Annotated in this window: 19 protein-coding genes; 4 read left to right on the top strand and 15 right to left on the bottom strand. The window is 69.6% G+C overall.

Annotation, left to right across the window (positions count from 1 at the left end; genetic code table 11):
- Positions 1-378: protein kinase (locus FV229_RS17570; RefSeq protein WP_147753197.1), on the top strand; the 378-nt coding region annotated here is incomplete at its 5' end.
- Positions 379-739: 361 nt separating this feature from the next.
- Here the strand turns inward: FV229_RS17570 and FV229_RS17565 are convergent.
- The 11 genes from FV229_RS17565 to FV229_RS17515 all read right to left on the bottom strand — a co-directional run bounded on the left by FV229_RS17565 (position 740) and on the right by FV229_RS17515 (position 11,393).
- Positions 740-2,308: a SpoVR family protein gene (locus tag FV229_RS17565; RefSeq protein WP_147753196.1), complete on the bottom strand. Its 1,569-nt coding sequence runs from the start codon at positions 2,306-2,308 to the stop codon at positions 740-742.
- A 94-nt stretch (positions 2,309-2,402) separates the two neighbouring features.
- Positions 2,403-3,704, bottom strand: a complete 1,302-nt coding sequence (locus FV229_RS17560) for a YeaH/YhbH family protein (RefSeq protein ID WP_147753195.1) — start codon at positions 3,702-3,704, stop codon at positions 2,403-2,405.
- A 101-nt stretch (positions 3,705-3,805) separates the two neighbouring features.
- Entirely contained in the window at positions 3,806-5,758 is a 1,953-nt protein-coding gene (locus FV229_RS17555; protein ID WP_147753194.1) for a PrkA family serine protein kinase, read from the bottom strand.
- 229 nt (positions 5,759-5,987) lie between these two features.
- Complete coding sequence (locus FV229_RS17550) at positions 5,988-6,458, bottom strand: 4-aminobutyrate aminotransferase (protein WP_246685307.1); 471 nt, start codon at positions 6,456-6,458, stop codon at positions 5,988-5,990.
- Positions 6,459-6,598: 140 nt separating this feature from the next.
- Positions 6,599-7,018 (bottom strand): hypothetical protein, encoded by a 420-nt coding sequence (locus FV229_RS17545; protein WP_238270925.1) that lies wholly within the window; start codon positions 7,016-7,018, stop codon positions 6,599-6,601.
- Positions 7,019-7,075: 57 nt separating this feature from the next.
- The gene (locus tag FV229_RS17540) at positions 7,076-7,567 is read right to left on the bottom strand and encodes a MerR family transcriptional regulator (RefSeq protein ID WP_147753193.1); all 492 of its coding nucleotides are present in this window, start codon (positions 7,565-7,567) and stop codon (positions 7,076-7,078) included.
- Between the two features lie 56 nt (positions 7,568-7,623).
- Positions 7,624-7,941, bottom strand: a complete 318-nt coding sequence (locus tag FV229_RS17535; protein ID WP_147753192.1) for an integration host factor subunit alpha — start codon at positions 7,939-7,941, stop codon at positions 7,624-7,626.
- A 119-nt stretch (positions 7,942-8,060) separates the two neighbouring features.
- On the bottom strand, positions 8,061-9,038 hold the full coding sequence (locus tag FV229_RS17530) for a beta-ketoacyl-ACP synthase III (protein ID WP_147753191.1): 978 nt from the start codon (positions 9,036-9,038) through the stop codon (positions 8,061-8,063).
- A 130-nt stretch (positions 9,039-9,168) separates the two neighbouring features.
- Complete coding sequence (gene plsX / locus FV229_RS17525) at positions 9,169-10,203, bottom strand: phosphate acyltransferase PlsX (protein WP_147753190.1); 1,035 nt, start codon at positions 10,201-10,203, stop codon at positions 9,169-9,171.
- 129 nt (positions 10,204-10,332) lie between these two features.
- Entirely contained in the window at positions 10,333-10,836 is a 504-nt protein-coding gene (locus tag FV229_RS17520) for a DUF177 domain-containing protein (protein WP_147753189.1), read from the bottom strand.
- Positions 10,833-11,393 (bottom strand): ubiquinol-cytochrome C chaperone family protein, encoded by a 561-nt coding sequence (locus tag FV229_RS17515; RefSeq protein WP_147753188.1) that lies wholly within the window; start codon positions 11,391-11,393, stop codon positions 10,833-10,835. The genes FV229_RS17520 and FV229_RS17515 overlap by 4 nt, the downstream gene beginning before the upstream one ends.
- 224 nt (positions 11,394-11,617) lie before the next feature.
- Here FV229_RS17515 and bamE point away from each other — a divergent pair, with 224 nt between their 5' ends.
- On the top strand, positions 11,618-12,115 hold the full coding sequence (gene bamE / locus FV229_RS17510; protein WP_147753187.1) for an outer membrane protein assembly factor BamE: 498 nt from the start codon (positions 11,618-11,620) through the stop codon (positions 12,113-12,115).
- A gap of 71 nt (positions 12,116-12,186) precedes the next feature.
- Here bamE and FV229_RS17505 read toward each other — a convergent pair whose 3' ends face one another.
- The 3 genes from FV229_RS17505 to FV229_RS17495 form a co-directional block, all read right to left on the bottom strand.
- A complete protein-coding gene (locus tag FV229_RS17505; protein ID WP_246688235.1) occupies positions 12,187-12,840 on the bottom strand; it encodes an HAD hydrolase-like protein in 654 nt (217 codons plus the stop codon).
- 5 nt (positions 12,841-12,845) lie between these two features.
- A complete protein-coding gene (locus FV229_RS17500) occupies positions 12,846-14,702 on the bottom strand; it encodes a PAS domain S-box protein (RefSeq protein WP_246688234.1) in 1,857 nt (618 codons plus the stop codon).
- Positions 14,703-14,934: 232 nt separating this feature from the next.
- Entirely contained in the window at positions 14,935-16,026 is a 1,092-nt protein-coding gene (locus FV229_RS17495; RefSeq protein ID WP_147753185.1) for an alkene reductase, read from the bottom strand.
- 255 nt (positions 16,027-16,281) lie between these two features.
- Here FV229_RS17495 and rlmN point away from each other — a divergent pair, with 255 nt between their 5' ends.
- On the top strand, positions 16,282-17,601 hold the full coding sequence (gene rlmN / locus FV229_RS17490; RefSeq protein ID WP_147753184.1) for a 23S rRNA (adenine(2503)-C(2))-methyltransferase RlmN: 1,320 nt from the start codon (positions 16,282-16,284) through the stop codon (positions 17,599-17,601).
- A 197-nt stretch (positions 17,602-17,798) separates the two neighbouring features.
- On the opposite strand, the gene FV229_RS17485 is transcribed toward rlmN, so the two are convergent.
- On the bottom strand, positions 17,799-18,197 hold the full coding sequence (locus FV229_RS17485; protein WP_147753183.1) for a DUF3775 domain-containing protein: 399 nt from the start codon (positions 18,195-18,197) through the stop codon (positions 17,799-17,801).
- 174 nt (positions 18,198-18,371) lie between these two features.
- On the opposite strand from FV229_RS17485, the gene FV229_RS17480 reads away from it, so the two are divergent.
- A partial coding sequence (locus FV229_RS17480) for an MFS transporter (protein WP_147753182.1) occupies positions 18,372-18,748 on the top strand: 377 nt, incomplete at its 3' end.

The following is an 18,748-nucleotide window of genomic DNA, read 5'->3' as shown; positions in this document are numbered from 1 at the left end:
TACGACCCGGCGCTGCGCATCGCGCCGGCGGCGCTGCTGCGCCTCGTCCGGGGCGTCGCCGCCGGCCTCGCCCACCTCCACGCGCGCGGCCTGCTGCACGGCGACGTCTACGGCCACAACATCCTGTGGGACGCCGCCACCGGCGCGGCGGCGCTCAGCGATTTCGGCGCCGCCTCGGTGCTGCCGGACGGCCCGGCCGGCGCCGCCCTGCAACGGATCGAGGTCCGCGCCTTCGGGCTGCTGCTCGGGGAAGCGCTGGACCGGTCGGACGCGGATTTCTCGGACGCGGCGGGCTTGCGCGACCTGGAGCGGGTCTGCGTCCAGGCCGACGTCGGCGCCCGCCCGGCGATGGCGGAAGTTTTGCGCGCGCTGTCGTGAGGCGTGGGGACGGCGCTGCTTTGGACTTCCGGGCGTCCTGACGGCGGCAGCGCATCCCCTCGCCCCGCACGGATCTCGGGCTTGCCCGAGATCCGAACCTGCCTGCCGAGGTCGGGCAGGTCCGACTTCGGTGGGGGAGAGGGCTTTGCCGACCTCGTCGTCGGCAAAGCGAGGCGGCAGCCGACGGTGAGGGGGCGCGAACGGAGGAGCCTCACTCGGCACCTCCCCCTTACCGTCGCTTCGGCTTCGCTTCCGCTTACCGCACGGACGACGAGGTCCGTGCGGGCCTCTCCCCGCCCGCGGGGAGAGGGGAACTCCGCGGTTCACGGCCGACCGGATTGCGCCTCGCGCGTCGGCGATCTCAGAAGAAGATCGGCCGTGCGCTCGCGTGGTGCTCGCCGAGCACCGTGCCGGTGCCGGGCTCGATCTCCTTGAGCACCACGTCGTAGCCCCAGAGGTCGGCGAGGTGCTGCAGCACGCGGCGGGCGTCGTCCTTCTGCAGGGTGATCTTGTTCAGCGCCTTGTGGTGGAGGATCAGGCGGCGGTCGCCCTCGAGGTCCACGTCCACCACCTCGATGTCGGGATCGAGCCATGCCACGTCGTACTGGCGCGCGAACGACCGGCGCATCTTGCGGTAGCCGCGCTCGTCGTGGATCGCGGCGACGTGCAGTTCCGGCTGGTCGGGGTCGTCGGCCACGTGGAACAGGCGCATGTCCCGCATCAGCTTCGGCGACAGGAACTGGGCGATGAAGCTCTCGTCGCGGTAGTTCTCCCAGCAGTCGCGCAGCACCGCCATGCCGTCGCCGGTGCCGGCGATGTCGGGGAACCATTGCCGGTCCTCTGCGGTCGGCTGCTCCACGATGCGGGCGATGTCCTGCATCATCGCGAAGCCGATCGCGTAGGGGTTGTGGCCGCTATAGCTCCGGTCGTCGTAGTTCGGCTGGCGGATGACGTTGGTGTGCGACTGCAGGAACTCGAGGTAGGCCGCCTCGCCGATGAGGCCCTTCTCGGAGAGCGCGTTCATGATCCGGTAGTGGCAATAGGTGGCGCAGCCCTCGTTCATCACCTTGGTCTGGCGCTGCGGGTAGAAGTACTGCGCCACCAGCCGGACGATACGCAGGATCTCGCGCTGCCAGCGCTGCAGGCGCGGCGCCGCCTTCTCCAGGAAGTAGAGGATGTTCTCCTGCGGCAGCTCGAGCAGCGCCTTGCGCCGCTCGATCGCGAGGTCCGGGCGGGCGGCGCCGGCCTTGGCCGGCAGGGTGCGCCACAGGTCGTTGTAGATCTGCTCGCCGTGCTCGACCCGCTCGCGCTCGCGCCGCTGCTCGGAGGCGAGGTCCGGCCGCTTCTTGCGCGGGTAGCGGTGCACCCCCTGGCTCATCAGCGCGTGGGCGGCGTCCAGCACCTGCTCGACGGCCTGGTGCCCGTAGCGCTCCTCGCAGCGCGAGATGTAGGTCTTGGCGAAGTCGAGGTAATCGAGGATGCCCTCGGCGTCGGTCCACTGGCGGAACAGATAGTTGTTCTTGAAAAAATGGTTATGCCCGAACGCAGCATGGGCAATAACCAATGTCTGCATCGTCGCCGAGTTCTCCTCCATGATATAGGAGATGCACGGATCGGAGTTGATGACGATCTCGTAGGCGAGACCCATCATGCCGCGGCGATAGCCAGATTCGTGCTGGGCGAAGTGCTTGCCGAACGACCAGTGTTTGTAGAACAAGGGCATACCGATCGAAGCATAGGCGTCGAGCATTTGCTCAGCGGTGATGATTTCGATCTGGTTCGGATACCACGACAACCCGAGCGCACGCGCCTCGACCTCGCAGGCGTCGTGGATGCGCCGGATGGTGTCGAAGTCCCAGTCGTTGCCGGTGAAGAGGGGCTTGGCGCCACCGGAGATGGACTGGGGCGTGCGTGCCTCGACGAGTGTCATGCAACCTCCCGAACGATCGGACGATGTCCCGGATAGGCTCGGGACGGGCATTCCCCTCGCCAGCGATGGAGGGACGGACGCGGCGCGGCGCGCATCAACCCTCCGCCTCCGCCCGCGCGTCCTTGCGGCCGAACAGGTCGCGGAAGACCGCGTAGATCTCGCGGCGGTGGTTGACCTTGCGCATCGCGATCGGGCCGCCGGCTTTGGCAATGGCCTCGTAGGTCCGCCACAGGGTGGTGCGGTGCTCGACGAAGCCGGCGCGCGGGCCGTTCTCGTCGCCCACCTCGAGGTAGGCGAAGTGCTGGCAGGCCGGCAGGATGTGGGCGCGCAGCAGGTCGGTCGAGGTCGGGCCGTCCGAGGAGACGTTGTCGCCGTCCGACGCCTGGGCCGCGTAGATGTTCCAGTCGTCGGGCGAGTAGCGCTCGGCGATGATGCGCTTCATCTCCAAAAGTGCCGAGGAGACCAGCGTGCCGCCGGTCTCGCGCGAGCCGAAGAAGGTCTCCTCGTCCACCTCCGTCGCCCGGTCGGTGTGGCGGATGAACACGATCTCCACGTGCCGGTAGCGGCGCGTGAGGAAGATGTGCAGCAGGATATAGAACCGTTTGGCCAAGTCCTTCATATGCTCGGTCATCGAGCCGGACACGTCCATCAGGCAGAACATCACCGCCTGCGCCACCGGGCGCGGATAGGGCTCGAAGCGGCGGTAGCGCAGGTCGATCGGGTCGACGTAAGGGATGCGCCGCGTACGCTCCAGCAGGGCCGCCAGCGCCTCGGAGAGGCCGGGCAACGCCGGGTCGCCCGCGGGCAGTTCGGCGATGCGCGCCTCAAGCGCCGCGACCTCGTCCGGCTTCGGCCGCTTGAGGGCGATGCGCCGCGACATCGAGTTGCGCAGCGTCCGGGTAAGCGCGAGGTTGGCGGGCGAGCCGGTCACCGTGTAGCCCGCCCGGCGAAGCGCCTCCGTCTCGACCACGGCGAGCCGGCGCTTGGCGAGGTCGGGCAGCTCCAGGTCTTCGAGGAAGAGCTCTAGGAACTCCTCGCGGGTCAGGACGAAGCGGAAGGCGTCCTCGTTGTTTTCGCCGCCGTCGCCGCCTTCGCCGGAGCCGCGGCCGCCCCCGCCGCCTGGCGGTCGCTCGATGCGGTCGCCCTCCACGTAGGTCTTGTTGCCGGGCAGGATATGGTCCTGGAGGCCGGTGCCCGGCTGCCGGGAGAAGCGCGGCTCTCGCACCCCGTCGGCCGGCACGGTGACGCGGCCGTCCTTGCCCAGGTCCTTGATGTCCTTCTCGCGCGCCGACTCGCGCACGGCCTGCTGGGCCACGTCCTTGACCCGCCTGAGGAAGCGCTGCCGGTTGGCGAGGCTCTTGCCCCCTGGATTCAATCGACGGTCGACGATGTGCATTCGGTGATCAAATCCCCGCCCGCAAGATCCGGCGGCGCTTCCGCGCCGACCGGTCGTCCGAAATCACGGCGGATCCCGATCGCATCCCCCGAGGGGGCGGATCACCCCGCCTGCTTCACCCGCATGTACCACTCGACCAAGCGGCGCACCTGCCGCTCGGTGTAGCCGCGCGCGACCATCCGATCGACGAACTCGCCGTGCTTCTTCTCGGTCTCGCCGTCCTTCTTCGAGCCGAAGGAGATCACCGGCAACAGTTCCTCGACCTGTGAGAACATCCGCCGCTCGATGACCTCGCGCAGCTTCTCGTAGGAGGTCCAGGACGGGTTGCGGCCGCCATGCTGCGCCCGCGAGCGCAGCGCGAACTTCACCACCTCGTTGCGGAAGTCCTTCGGGTTGGCGATGCCGGCCGGCTTCTCGATCTTCGTCAGCTCCTGGTTCAGCAGCTCGCGATTGAGCAGCTGGCCGGTCTCGGAATCCTTGAAGTCCTGGTCCTCGATCCAGGCGTCCGCATAGTCGATGTAGCGGTCGAACAGGTTCTGCCCGTAATCGTGGTAGGATTCGAGATAGGCCTTCTGAATCTCGTGGCCGATGAACTCGGCGTAGCGCGGCGCCAGCTCGCCCTTGATGAATTCGAGGTAACGCTTCTCGGTCTCGGGCGGGAGCTGCTCGCGGCGGAGTGACTGCTCCAGAACATACATCAGGTGGACCGGGTCGGCCGAGACTTCGGTGGTGTCGTGGTTGAAGGTCGCAGCCAGCACCTTGAAGGCGAAACGGGTCGAAATCCCGTCCATGCCCTCGTCGACGCCGGCCGAATCCTTGTATTCCTGCATCGAGCGGGCGCGGGGGTCGACCTCGCGCAGGGACTCGCCGTCGTAGACCCGCATCTTCGAGAACGCGTTGGAGTTGGCGTGCTCGCGCAGCCGCGACAGCACCGAGAACCGCGACAGCATCTCGAACGTGCCCGGCGCGCAGGACGCCTCCGAGAGCTCGGAGCTCGAGATCAGCTTCTCGTAGATGTGCTGCTCCTCCTGCACGCGCAGGCAGTAGGGCACCTTGATCACGTAGATGCGGTCGATGAAGGCTTCGTTGTTCTTGTTGGTCTTGAAGGTCTGCCACTCGGACTCGTTCGAGTGCGCCAGGATGATGCCGGTGAAGGGGATCGCACCGATGTTCTCGGTGCCGACGTAGTTGCCCTCCTGCGTCGCCGTCAGCAGCGGATGCAGCATCTTGATCGGCGCCTTGAACATCTCGACGAACTCGAGGACGCCCTGGTTGGCGCGGTTCAGGCCGCCCGAATACGAGTAGGCGTCCGGGTCCGCCTGCGACAGCGTCTCGAGGCGGCGGATGTCGACCTTGCCGACCAGCGAGGAGATGTCCTGGTTGTTCTCGTCGCCGGGCTCGGTCTTGGCGATGGCGATCTGGCGCAGGCGCGACGGCCGGACCTTGATCACCTTGAACTGCGAGATGTCGCCCTCGAACTCGTCGAGGCGCTTCAGCGCCCAGGGGCTCATCAGCCCAGTCAGGCGCCGGCGCGGGATGCCGTAGCGGCTCTGGATCTCGGCGCCCATGGTCTCGGGGTCGAACAGCCCGAGCGGGCTCTCGAACACCGGGGAGACCTCGTTGCCGGCCTTCAGCACGTAGACCGGGTGGGCCTCCATCAGCGCCTTGAGGCGCTCGGCCAGCGAAGACTTGCCGCCGCCGACCGGGCCGAGCAGGTAGAGGATCTGCTTGCGCTCCTCCAGTCCCTGCGCGGCGTGGCGGAAGAACGAGACGATCCGCTCGATCGTCTCCTCCATGCCGAAAAATTCGTGGAAGGCGGGATAGGTCCGGATCGTCCGGTTCATGAAGATGCGGCCGAGGCGGGCATCCTTCGACGTGTCGATGAATTCCGGCTTGCCGATCGCGTCGAGGATGCGCTCGGCAGCGCTCGCGTACATCAGCGGCTCGTCGCGGCACGCCTCAAGAAATTCGGAGAGCGTCATCTCCGTGTCGCGGCGCGCTTCGTACCCGCGGGCGAAGCTCTGGAAAAGGTCGTTGGTCGCATGCATTGGCATTCGATAACCCTCTCAGACCGTCAACAGCTTCATCCTGTCCTGCCGCGAACGCAACCGACAGACCCGCATTTGTCGCAGTGCGGCGAACGCGGTGACGCTGCGTGTGCCGAATGCAACACCTGTCGGGCCGAGTTGCGGCATCCGTCAAGCTTCTCCTCGTTGGCTCGGCCGGACCCGAAGAACGATCCGGCCGAAAAAATATGCACGTAAAGCTTTCGACTGCCTGCGATCAGAGATCGCTGCTGTCTTTCTTGGCATCGCCATCCTTCTTGGCCGAAGCGGCCTCGACGGTTATTTTGATGTTCTGGGTCTGAACTTGGCCGTCCGAATTCTTGATCTCGAACGTCACCTCGTCGGCTCCGGTGTAGCCAACCTTCGGCTGGTAGAACAGACCCTGAACTGCGGTATCCTTGTTCGGGCAACGATAGGACGCGGGAGTCTTCTGCTTGCCGACCTTGGTGATCAGGGCACCGTTCTTCGGCGCGCCCGAGACCTTGAACTCCGGCATCGGCCCGGCCGAGCAGTCCTTCTTCAGGTTCGGGACGATGGCGATCCGCACGGTCTTGCCCGAGGCGACGGTCTCGCTCTTGGTGATCGTCGTCTGCGCGAAGGCGGGCGCGGCGAGGAGCAGGCCGCCGGCGGCGAGCGCGAGGACAGGGCGCGCGAGGAGAGGACGAAGGGCGGTCAGGTAGGCGCTCACGGGCGTGTCTCCGAAGGTCTTTTGGCGCGGCATCCGGGGCCGTGAGGCCACGTGCCGGCCGAGTCGATGTGGGGACGCCTCGTGTGCGCGTCGAGGCCGCAGGCCGACGACCAGGGCCGGGAACGCGGCTGCGGTGCCGATTATTGCTGGAGCGCGGCCGCCACGACGCCGGTGACGCGGGCGATCTGGGCGGCGTCGAGTTCGCCTTCGAGCGCGGTCGCGAGGCTGCGCTCGACCCGCGCACGCTCGCCCGCATCCGACGTCGGGGTGACCGGGATGTCGCCCTCGTCGAGGCCGCAGACCCGACGGATCGTCTCGGCCGCAGCCAGCAGCGCGGCCCTGTCGGCCGGTCCCATCTCCCAGAGCGGGTTGCGCAGGCGGCTGACCACCCGCCGGGCATCGCGGTAATCCCGGTCGACGTGGGTCGCGGCCTCGATCTGGCTGACGAGAAACATCAGTTCCAGCACTTCCGAGGCGGCTTCCGGGCAGGTCCGCACGATCCGCATCACGCGGCCGATGAGTTCCTGCGTCGGCGTCATCGAACGGCGGGTGGCGCTCATGCGCCGATCAACGCGGATCGACACGCAAAGTTCGCCTAAGCTCGAATCACCGGGCGCTCAGGCCTCGGGCGGAGCGCGGAAGGCCGCCAGCGCGTCGCGGCAGGCGTACAGCTCCTGCAGCGCGCCGGCCAAGGCGTCACGGTCGATGGTATCCCCATCGAGGGTGCGGCCAATGTTGTCCGCATCGGCGGGCGCCGTCGCGAGGCTGGCTTCCTGCACCGCCGGTGCGGCCGCCACCGCCTCGCCGCGGCCGACCGCCTGGACGAACCGGAGGCCGTTCTCCTTGAGGACGCGCTGCGCGCCCTCGATCGTGTAGCGCTGGACGTGGAGCAGGTGGCGGATGCCCGCGACGAGGGCGACGTCGCCGGGGCGGTAGTAGCGCCGGCCGCCCGCGCGCTTGACCGGACGGATCTGGCCGAACCGCGTCTCCCAGAACCGCAGAACGTGCTGCGGCACGTCAAGGGATTCAGCCACCTCGGTGATCGTCCGGAACGCGCCCGGTTCCTTGTCGGCGTATCCCGAATCCTCGGTGAGGGCAGCGAACGCCATGATTCGATCCGGCTACGAGGCGGCGATGAGGGTGCGGTCGGCGGGGCCGGACGTGTTCATTCCTCGGCGTGGGCGGCGCCGTTCAGGCCGTTGATCCGGGCCTTCAGCACGTTCGAGGGCTTGAACACCATCACCTGCCGCGGCTCGATCGCCACCTCGACGCCGGTCTTTGGGTTGCGGCCGACGCGCTTACCCTTCGAGCGGACCACAAAGGAGCCGAACGAGGACAGCTTCACGGTCTCGCCCTCGGACAGGCAGCAGCAGATCTCGGACAGGACCGTCTCGACGAGGGCCGCGGATTCGGTGCGGGAGAGGCCGACCTGCTGGTAGACGGCCTCGCTCAAATCGGCGCGCGTCACCGTCTTGCCTGCCATGCCACGACCCCTCGCGAATTTTCTTGCCGAGAGCCGTCGTTTGCGACGTATCTCTATGATCTGCCACGCTAATCCCCGGTCCCGCCCGGGTCAACCGGGGCGGCTGGGGAAATTCCGGGCTACCAGCGGATCAGAGCCGCGCCCCAGCTGAAGCCGCCGCCGATGGCCTCGATCATCACGAGGTCGCCCCGGCGGATGCGGCCGTCCCGGCGGGCCACGTCCAGCGCCAGGGGGATCGAGGCGGCCGAGGTGTTGCCGTGGCGGTCGACCGTGAGCACCACCTTGTCGCGCGGGATGCCGAGCTTGTCGGCGGAGGCCTCGATGATGCGTTTGTTGGCCTGGTGCGGCACGAACCAGTCGAGGTCGGCGGCCGTCGCAGCGCCCTTCTTCAGCGCGTCCTCGATCACGTCCATCACCGAGCCGACGGCGAAGCGGAACACCTCCTTGCCCTCCATCCGGAGCTGGCCGGTGGTGCCGGTCGAGCCCGGGCCGCCATCGACGTAGAGCTTTTCACGGTGGCGCCCGTCCGAGCGGAGGCTCGCGCTGATCACGCCGCGGTCGGCGTTCGTGCCCGCCGCGTCCTGCGCCTCCAGCACGATCGCGCCGGCCCCGTCACCGAACAGCACGCAGGTGGTGCGGTCCTCCCAGTCGACGATGCGAGAGAAGGTCTCGGCGCCGACGACCAGCGCGCGCCGGGCCGCGCCCGTCGCCAGGAACTTATCCGCGGTGGAGACGGCGAAGACGAAGCCGGCGCAGACCGCCTGCAGGTCGAAGGCCGCGCCCGCAAGGATACCGAGCGCCGCCTGGATCTGGGTCGCGGTGGAGGGAAAGGTATGGTCGGGCGTCGAGGTGGCGCAGATCACGAGGTCGATGTCGTCCCCGGTCAGACCGGCATCGTCGAGGGCCGCGCGCGCCGCGCGGATGCCGAGCACCGACGTGGTCTCGGAGGCATCCGCCAGGTAGCGCTGCCGGATGCCGGTGCGCTGGACGATCCATTCGTCCGAGGTCTCGACCCGCTCGGCGAGTTCGGCGTTGGTCACCACCCGCGCAGGAAGCCCTGAGCCGGTGCCGACGACGACGGAACGCAGGGTTGTCATCGGTTTCCTTCCCGTCGCGAAACGCGTTTCACAACCATCGGCTGCTAAACCCGCATCGCTCCGATCTCCATCGCGTTCAACCGCCGAACCGGGTCCCGGATCGGCGTAAAGGTCGACGCCGGCTAAAAGCTCACGCCGGCGCGAGCGTGGGCGTCTGGTCGAGCATCTCGCGGATCGTGCGCATCAGGTCGTGGCGCGCCATGTCGTGGGCGAGGTCCACCGCCGCGGCGAAGCCCTGCGCGTTCTCCGAGCCGTGGCTCTTGATGACGATGCCCTCGAGCCCGAGGAACACGCCGCCGTTGGCCCGGCTCGGGTTCATCTTCTCCCGCAGCGCACGGAACGCCTGACGGGCGAACAGCGCGCCGATCTTGGCCGACAGCGTCCGCGTCATCGCCGAGCGCAGGTAGGTGCCGATCTGCTTGGCGGTGCCTTCGGCGGTCTTCAGGGCGATGTTCCCCGTGAACCCTTCCGTGACCACCACGTCGACGGTGCCGCGGCCGAGGTCGTTGCCCTCGACGAAGCCGTGATAGGCAAAGTTCGGCAGGTCGATCTCGCGCAGCAGGCGCGCGGCCTCCTTCACCGCCTCGTTGCCCTTCATCTCCTCGGTGCCGACGTTGAGCAGGCCCACCGTCGGGCGCTCGAGGTCGAACACGATGCGGGCCATGGCGGAGCCCATCACCGCCATTTCGATGAGGTGCTCGGCATCGGTGCCGATGGTGGCGCCGACGTCGAGCACGACGCTCTCGCCGCGCACCGTCGGCCACAAGCAGGCGATGGCCGGGCGCTCGATGCCGGCCATGGTCTTGAGGCAGATCTTCGACATCGCCATCAGCGCACCGGTATTGCCGGCGGACACCGCGGCGTCGGCCTCGCCGTCCTTCACCGCCTGGATCGCCTTCCACATCGACGACTTACCGCGGCCCTGGCGCACCGCCTGGCTCGGTTTGTCGTCCATGGCGACGGCGTAGGTGGTGTGCCGGATCTCGACGGCGCCCTTCAGGCGCGGCTCGGCGGCGACGAGCGGGGCGACCACCGCCTCGTCGCCGAAGATCAGGAAGGTGGTTTCGGGGTGGCGCTCGCGGGCGATCGCGGCGCCAGGCACGACGGTCGACGGTCCGTGGTCGCCGCCCATGGCGTCGAGCGAGATGCGCACGCGTTGGGACATGAGGGGGGTTGTCGCGGCCTTCGATGGGATGCCGTCGCGGGGGCGACGGCCGGGATCGGCGCGGCGGAAAATAGCGATCCCGCCCCGGCGGGCAAACGAATTCTCGCACGGCGTCGCGCCGGGCGGCGGTCAGGGCTCCTCGGGGCGCAGGGTGCGCAGGACGTTGAAGGGCTTGGCGTCCTCGCCGAGCTGAACCTCCTCGAACACCACGCCGGGCTTGCGCGGGTAGGGATCGATGCCGAGCGCCAGGAACTCGGCGGTCAGCAAACCGAAGTCGATCCGGCCGCCGACGATCGGGTCGGGGATGTCGGCATCCTCGGCATCGGTGCCGGCGAGGCGGTCGGTGTCGGTGAACGCCACCTCGACCGGCTCCGACACCTTCGTCTCGAACGGCTCCAGGCTAACCGTGCAGACCAACGTGACGGTGCCTTCGACCGTGCCGGTGACGACGAGGCGCCTCGTCGGCCCGGCGACGGCGAAGCGTCCGACGAGGTCGCGGATCGCCTGGATCTTGAAGTCGGCGGCGAGGGCCGCGCACTCCGCCGGCGTCGCCTCGACGGTGACGGCGCCGCGGCCCGGCGGCAGCCGCGCCACGCTCACCCATCGGGACAGGGGGGTCTCGCTCGCGCTCATCGGTGTTCCGGGTTGGATGTCGGGGTGGCGTCCGCGGGCGGGAAGGGCGGCCCGGCGCCGAGCAATGCGTCGAGGTCGGCCTCGGCCAACTCGCGGTCGGCGGCGAGGACGTAGGCGGCAAGCCCCGAGGCCGCCCCCGCGTCGTCGCCGCCGAGCACGTTTCGAGACAGCGCCGTGGCGAGCGCGTCGGCGTCGCCCGCGTCGAGCGCGGCATCGTAGTTGGCGGCTCGCCCGTAGAAGGCGGCGCCGAGCTTCTTCATGCGCTTGGGCACGCCGAAATCACCGACGCCGAGCTCGCGCAACGACGCGTCGAGCTGGAGGAAGACCGAGTTGACGAGGTCCTGCGCCACGTCCGCCGCCGGCGCCGGCAGGCGGTTCAGCCGGCGCAGCACCAGGATGACATGGAGGATCAGCGACTCGAAGCGCCCCTCCACGCCGTCGGGCACGCCGAGCCCGGTATAGAGGCCGGGCTGCCGCGAGGCGGCGTTGATGCGCATGTGCAGGGTCTCGATGGACCGCCGCCGCGCGTCGTTGCGGCGAAAGAATCGGGCGATCATGCGGTGCGCCTCGGCCCCATGGGTCGACCCCCGGACGGGGCCCGTCGGAACGATCCAGCGCGTTTCCGCTGCGCTGTGGCCTGTGGCCGAGCTTGCCTTGTCAAAGCCATAACCCCGCGGTACGGCAACCCACGGTCAAGGTGCAAGCACTCTCAGACCGCCCCTGGTGTCGCGCTCCGGCGTGCCTAGCGGCGTCCCGTCCCATCAGCAACATAAGGTGGCCGATGTCGCGCCGTCTCGTTCCGTCCCTCGCGCGTCTCGGCCTCGTCGGCCTGCTGGGCCTCGGCCTGTCCGGCTGCATCGGCGAGGAACTCCGCCACGGCTACCAGATCGACCAGGCCGCGCTCGCGACCGTGAAACCGGGCATGAGCCCGGAGCAGGTGCTGCAGACGCTTGGCACGCCGTCCACGGTCTCCACCGTCGGCAACAAGTCCTGGTACTACATCTCCCAGAACACCTCGCGCACGGTCCTGTTCCTCGGCGAGCAGGTCGAGGACCAGAAGGTTACGGCGGTGTACTTCACCCCTGGCTTCAAGGTCGAGCGCGTGGCCCTGTACGGCCTGCAGGACGGCAAGGTGTTCGACTTCATCGAGCGCACCACGCCGACCAGCGGCGCCGACCGCGCCTTCCTCAGCCAGCTATTCAAGGGTCTGACCAAGTACGAGCCCTTCGGCTCCGGCAACGGCGCCAGCGTGGTCCCGGGCGCCCAGCGCGGCATGTGAGGCGTCGGGCAAACGCCCGACGGTATCCCCCTCCCCCTCTGTGGGGAGGGAAGAACGGAGCGCTTGATCGCTCATCCGCCCCGCGCGGGCAGGACGGCCTCCAAGAGCTGCGCGGGCTCAGAGAGCAGGCGATCCGAACCGGCCGCAGCCAGCGCCGCCGGGTCGGTGTAGCCCCACGCGACCGCCCAGAAGGCGCAGCCCACGGCCCGCGCGGCGTCGAGATCGCGAAGCTCGTCGCCGATGCAGAGCACGCCGGCCGGCTCGATTCCCATCCGGCGCAAAAGGCCCCTCAGGCGCCGCGCCTTGCCGAACACCGACGCGCCGCAGGCGTAGCGGTCGATCCGCCCGGCGACCGTCGGCCCGAGCACGCGGCGGACGTTCGCCTCGGTGTTCGAGCTGAGCACAGCCGTCGCCACCCCCGCCTCCGACAGCCCCGCCAGCGCCTCCGCGATCCCCGGGAACAGGTGCAGCTCGGCGGCGTCGCGGGCGGCGAGCCCGTGCATGTGGCGGGCGATCAGCGGCAGCTTCCAGCGCGGCACGCCGAGCCGCGCCATGATCGCGCGCGCAGGAAGCGTGCGGAGTTCGTCGACCTCGTGCGCGGCGATCCGGCGAAAGCGGTAGCGGTCGGCCACCGTGCCGAGCACGCCGCAGAACCACGGGAAGGTGTCGGCGAGCGTCCCATCGAAATCGAGGACGACGAGGCGGCATCCGCCGCCCGGGGCCACACGCGTCAGAACCGCAGATTCTCCGCGGGCACGTCGAGGCGCAACACCAGGCCGCCGGGGGCCCAATCGTGCTCGAGGCTGCCGTCGAGCTGACCCGCGACGCTGCGCTCGGCGAGTTCCGTGCCGAACCCTTTTCGCGATGGCGCGGCGGCGATGGGCGGACCGCCCTGCTCCGCCCAGGTCAGGCAGTAGCGCGACGCGGTCTGCAGCCCGGTGAGCGTCACGGTCCCGGCCTCGTTGGAGAGCGCGCCGTACTTGACCGCGTTGGTCGCCTGCTCGTGCATGATCAGCGCGAGCGCCGTCGCCGTGCGCTCGCCGACCACAGCGTCGTCGCCGTCGACGGCGACGCGGCAGCGCCCCTCCTCGGCATAGGCCGACAGGATCAGGCGCATCAGCCCGAGGACGGTCTGGCCGCCGTCGCGCCGTGCGCTCTCGGTGGAATGCGGGCGGACGTATTCGTGGGCCTGGGCCAGCGCCCCGAGGCGCTCGCGGAACACCTTCGCGAAGGACCGCGCGCCCGGATCGCTGCGGGCGCTGAGCGCGGCGATGCCGCCGACTACGGCGAAGATGTTCTTGATCCGGTGCGACAGCTCCTTGATCAGCAGGTCGCGCGCCTCCTCGGCGCGCTTGCGCTCGCGCAGGTCGCGGGTGACCGTGCCGTAGCCGGCATGGTGGCCGGCCGCATCCCGCACGGCGAACACCGTGAAAAGGACGGCGATGGCCTCGCCGGTGGCGAAGTGCCGGAAGGCGAGCTCGCCCTCCCACCAACCCTCGAGCGCGAGGGCCGGCACCACCGTTCCTTCGAAGGCTTCGCGGCTTTCCGGCGTGAAGTAGTCGGCGATCGCGGTCCGCCGCGCCGCTGCGAGGTCGAGCAGCCCGACGAGCCGCAACGCGGCCTCGTTCAGGTGCGCGATCCGGCCGTCCTCGCCGGCCAGGCCGATGAAGTCCTTCGAGGTCTCGACGACGGCCGCGAGCTTGCGCGCGTCGGCGACGGCCTGCTTCAGCTCGTGGATGTCGGTGCAGGTCCCGAACCAGCGCTCGATCCGCCCGTCGGCGCCGCGGATCGGCATCGCGCGCCCGAGCGTCCAGCGATAGGCACCGCTGTGGTGGCGCAGGCGGTACTCGACCTCGTAGGGCTCGCCCGTCGCGAGGCTGTCGCGCCAGCGGCGCCACGCCTCCGGCTGGTCGTCGGGGTGGAACATGTCGGTCCAGCCGGCGCCGTCGGTCGAGCCGTAAGGCACGCCGGTGAACTCGTACCAGCGATCGTTGTAGAAGTCGTGGAAGCCGTCGGGCAGCGTCGTCCAGACCATCTGCGGCATGGCCGAGGTCATCACCCGGAAGCGGCGCTCGCTCGCGGCGAGTTCGGTCTCGCGGGCGTCGACGTCGGCGAGGGTCCGGCGATGTTCGACCAGGGTCGAGACCTGGCGGGCGAGCGCGCCCAGGGTCTCGCCCTGCGCCTTCGTCAGCCCGCCGGGACGAACGGTGCGGTCGAGCACGCACATCGTCCCGATCGGGACGCCCGAGCGGCTGCGGATCACCGCGGCGGCGTAGAAGCGGAACCCGTCTTCGGCCTGGATCGCGGGGTTGTCACGGGTGCGCGGATCGGCGGTCAGGTCTGTGATGACGAAGAGGCCGTCGGCCTGCACGTCGTCGACATGGGGCGCGTGGACGCAGACCGATCGGTCGATCCCGGTCTTGCGCTCGCCGTAGCCGATCTCGGCCTTGAACCATTGCCGGTGGGCGTCGACGAAGCCGATCAGTGCGACGGGGACGGCGCAGACCAGGGCCGCGATGCGCGCGAGGTCGTCGTAGGCCGGGTCCGGCTCTGTATCGAGGATCTGCAGCGCGCGAAGCTCCGCCAAGCGCTCGGCCTCGTTCCACCGTTCCCGCTCCGTCGCACGCGTCTGGTTCGCAATCGTAATCGGCCGCTCCCGGATTCCGCAGTCACAGATAGGGACACGGAACGGCCACGCCTAGATTCACCGGCAGACGAACCGGCGAATTCGAAGGACCTTCGCCGCAATAGATCGATGATCGATAGGGCTGCGGTTCGCAAAGTAACAAATGATACGATGCGAACCGCGAACGATAGCCTTAGGCGGCCTTCGCGGCGTGGAGAGTCGGATAGTCGACGTAGCCCTCCGGGCCCTGGCTGTACCAGGTCGCGGCCTCGTCCTTCTGGAGCGGGGCGTCGGCGGCGATGCGGGCCGGCAGGTCCGGGTTGGCGATGAACGTCCGGCCGTAGGCGATCGCGTCGGCTGCGCCGGCATCGAGCGCCGCCTGTCCGCTGCGGCCGTCGTAGTCGGCGTTGAGGATCATCGTGCCGGCGAAGACCCGCTTCATCGCCGGAGCGATCGGCGGGTGGTCGGCCTTGCCGAAGGTGCCGTTCGGGCCGGGTTCGCGCATCTCGAGGAAGGCGATGCCGACGTCGGAGAGCGCCTTGGCGGCGGCCACGAACAGCGGCTCGGGGTTCGCATCGTTGGTGCCCTGGATCTCGCCGTTGGGCGACAGGCGCACGCCGGTGCGGTCCTTGCCGGCGATCTCGGCGACCACCTCGGTGACCTCGCGCAGGAGGCGCACCCGGTTCTCGATCGAGCCGCCGTAGGCGTCGGTGCGGTGGTTGGTGCCGTCGCGGAGGAATTCGTCGAGCAGGTAGCCGTTGGCCGCGTGGATCTGCACGCCGTCGAAGCCGGCGGCGAGCGCGTTGCGGGTGGCGCGGCGGTAATCCTCGAGCAGGCGCGGGATCTCCTCGGCCGGCAGCGCGCGCGCCTCGGCGTAGGGCTTCTTGCCCTGGTAGGTGTGGGCCTCGTCAGGCGCGGTGGTGGCGGAGGCCGAGATCGGCGGGGCGCCGGCGAGGAAGTCCGGGTGGACGAGCCGGCCCATGTGCCAGATCTGGCAGACGATGCGGCCGCCGCGATCGTGCATCGCCTTCACCACCGGCCTCCAGGCTTCGACCTGCGCGTCGTTCCAGATCCCCGGCGCGAAGGGCCAGCCGAGGCCTTCCTGGCTGATGCCGGTCGCCTCGGTGATGATCACGCCGGCGGTCGCGCGCTGGGCGTAGTACTCGACCATCAGCGGGGTCGGAACGTGCTCGCGGGTGGACCGGCCGCGGGTCAGCGGCGCCATCCAGATGCGGTTCTTCGCGTCGATGGCGCCGACGCGGATCGGATCGAGCAGTGAAGGCATGGCATTCCCGTGTTCTGTCTGCGGCGGGTGCGGAGCGTCGCACCTCGTGCGACGCATAGGTGGCGGGGAGGACGCCCGCCGCAAGGCACCGGACGCATGGCCGGCGGAGCCCGCGTGCGCGGTCGCACATCGGTCCCCCGCGGCGTCTGTCGCGCTGCCTTGATCACAGGATCCGGGCATGCTGGGCACGCATTCGCGTTCGCGGGGCCGATCGGGTATGATCCGGCCTCTCATTTCCAAGGTCTTAGCAAGAACATGGCGACGGCGTCGTTCGACACCGCCCGGCGCACGGGCAGCGATTTCTCCGACATCGAGAAGGCTCCCGAGTTCCGGCCCGAGCCGACGCCGACGGCCGTGCCGGGTCAGCGCAGCTCGCTCGTCGGCCTGCCGCGGGCCGCTCTGAAGGAGCGCCTGCTCGCGATCGGCGTCACCGAGCGCGAGAGCCGGATGCGCTCGGGCCAGCTCTGGAATTGGCTGAACGTCCGCGGCGCGCAGGACTTCGACCAGATGACCAACGTCGGCAAAGCGCTGCGGGCGCAGCTCGCCGAGGCCTACACCCTCGACCGGCCGGAGGTCGTCAGCCAGCAGGTCTCGCGCGACGGCACCCGCAAGTGGCTGCTGCGCATGGCGCCGACGGGGCGGCACGACCACAACCGCGGCGCCGAGATCGAGTGCGTCTACATTCCGGGGCCGGATCGCGGCACGCTCTGCGTCTCGTCCCAGGTCGGCTGCACGCTGACCTGCTCGTTCTGCCACACCGGCACGCAGCGTCTCGTGCGCAACCTGTCGGCGGCCGAGATCACCGCCCAGCTCGTCGTCGCCCGCGACGCGCTCGGCGACTGGCCCCGCCTGATCCCCTCGCGCGACGCCTCGGGCGGCGGCGAGGTCGGACGGCTCGTCACGAACATCGTGTTCATGGGGATGGGCGAACCGCTCTACAACCTGGAGAACGTCGTCGACGCGGTGGCGACGATGTCGGACCCGGAGGGGCTTGCGCTCTCGCGCCGTCGCATCACGGTCTCGACCTCCGGCGTCGTGCCGCAGATCCGGCGGCTCGGCGAGGAGGCGCACGCGATGCTGGCGATCTCGCTGCACGCCGTGCGCGACGAGCTTCGCGACGAGCTGGTGCCCCTGAACCGCAAATACCCGATCGCCGAGCTGATGCGCGCCTGCCGCGAGTATCCGGGCCTCACCAACGCCCGGCGCATCACCTTTGAATACGTGATGCTGAAGGGCGTCAACGACACCGACGGCGACGCGCGCGAGTTGGTGCGGCTGCTCAAGGGGATCCCTGCCAAGATCAACCTGATCCCGTTCAACCCCTGGCCCGGCAGCAAGTACGAGTGCTCGGACTGGGAGCGGATCGAGCGCTTCTCGGAGATCGTGTTCGACGCCGGCTACGCCTCGCCGGTCCGCACCCCGCGCGGCCGCGACATCCTCGCCGCCTGCGGCCAGCTCAAGAGCGAGACCGAGAAGCTGCGCGCCCGCGAGCGGATGCTGCTCGACGCGGGCGGAGACTCCGAAGGCGCGGTTTCGGCGCAGGGCTTCTACGCCCTGCACGACGGCGAGGAATAGGGCCGGCCGCCAATCGGTGGGTCGTCCGGTGGAAGGTGGCCGCCTCTTCCCTCCCCACTCTGCGGGGGAGGGTGGGCCTCGCGTCAGCGAGGGGCGGGAGAGGGATGCACCCTATCCGGATAACGTGCACCCTTCTCCCGACCCACTTCGTGGGCCACCCTCCCCCGCAGAGGGGGGAAGGGAGATCTCCGCCCGCCTCAGCCCTGCGGCAGGTCCGGCGTGATGCCAAGCGCGTCCATGCCCTCCTCCAGGAGGTCGCCGGCGTCGGGCGTGCCGAGAAGCGTCTTCACCGCGCCGTCGCCGGCGCCTTCGCGCTCGCGGGCGAAGCGGACCGCCTCAGCCCACTCCTCGGGCTCCATGTCGCCGCGGCCGACATAGAGCAGCGCCAGCAGGTCGGCGCGCTCGTCGTCGTTGAGGCCGGCGATCATGCCGCGCAGCTCGGATTCGGTGGCGTCGTCGGTGCCGGAGGTGAGCACGTCGGTGGCGCCGTCGTCGATGGCGTTCGAGCCGGAATCCGGATCGGTCGCGCCCTCCTTCACCTCGACCGCGCGCAGGCGCAGGATGATCTCGGTGACCGTATCGGGGGCGATGTCCATGTCGAGCTCCGGTTGGCGGGCCCGTCGAGGCCCTGAAGCAGCGACAACTGGCGAGAGCGGTGCCGGTTCGCCGCGTCCGGCCCCATCATGCGCCGAGCCGCAGGGTTTGCGGCGCCAGCCGGCCCTGCGCGATGCTACGCTGCCGCCCGAACGGGGGCGCGCCGGGGGACACGGATGAAGCGGGACGGGCTCGTCGGCTGCCTCGCGCTCTACGCCGCCCTCTACGGCGCCTACGGCTGCATCTCGCCGATCTTGCCCAACGTGCTCGCCGCAGGGGGCCTCTCGCCGGAGCGGATCGCGGTCCTGCTCGCGGCCGCGACTCTGGTGCGGCTGGTGGCGGGACCGATGGCCGGGCGCTCCGCCGACCGGCACGCGGCGACTCGTCCGATCCTCGCCGCCGCCTGCGGCCTCACCGGACTCGCGGCCCTCGCGCATCTCGCGGCAAGCGGGTTCTGGCCGCTGCTGGCGGTCGGCATCGCCTACGCGGCGGCCACCGCCCCGCTGGTGCCGCTGGCCGACGTGCTGGCGCTCGCCGCCGCGCGGGGCGGGGC

Origin of the sequence: Methylobacterium sp. WL120 (assembly GCF_008039465.1) — a bacterium.
Lineage (GTDB): Bacteria > Pseudomonadota > Alphaproteobacteria > Rhizobiales > Beijerinckiaceae > Methylobacterium > Methylobacterium cerastii.
Note: the sequence above shows the minus strand (reverse complement) of the source record. Positions and strands in the feature narration are given on the sequence as shown.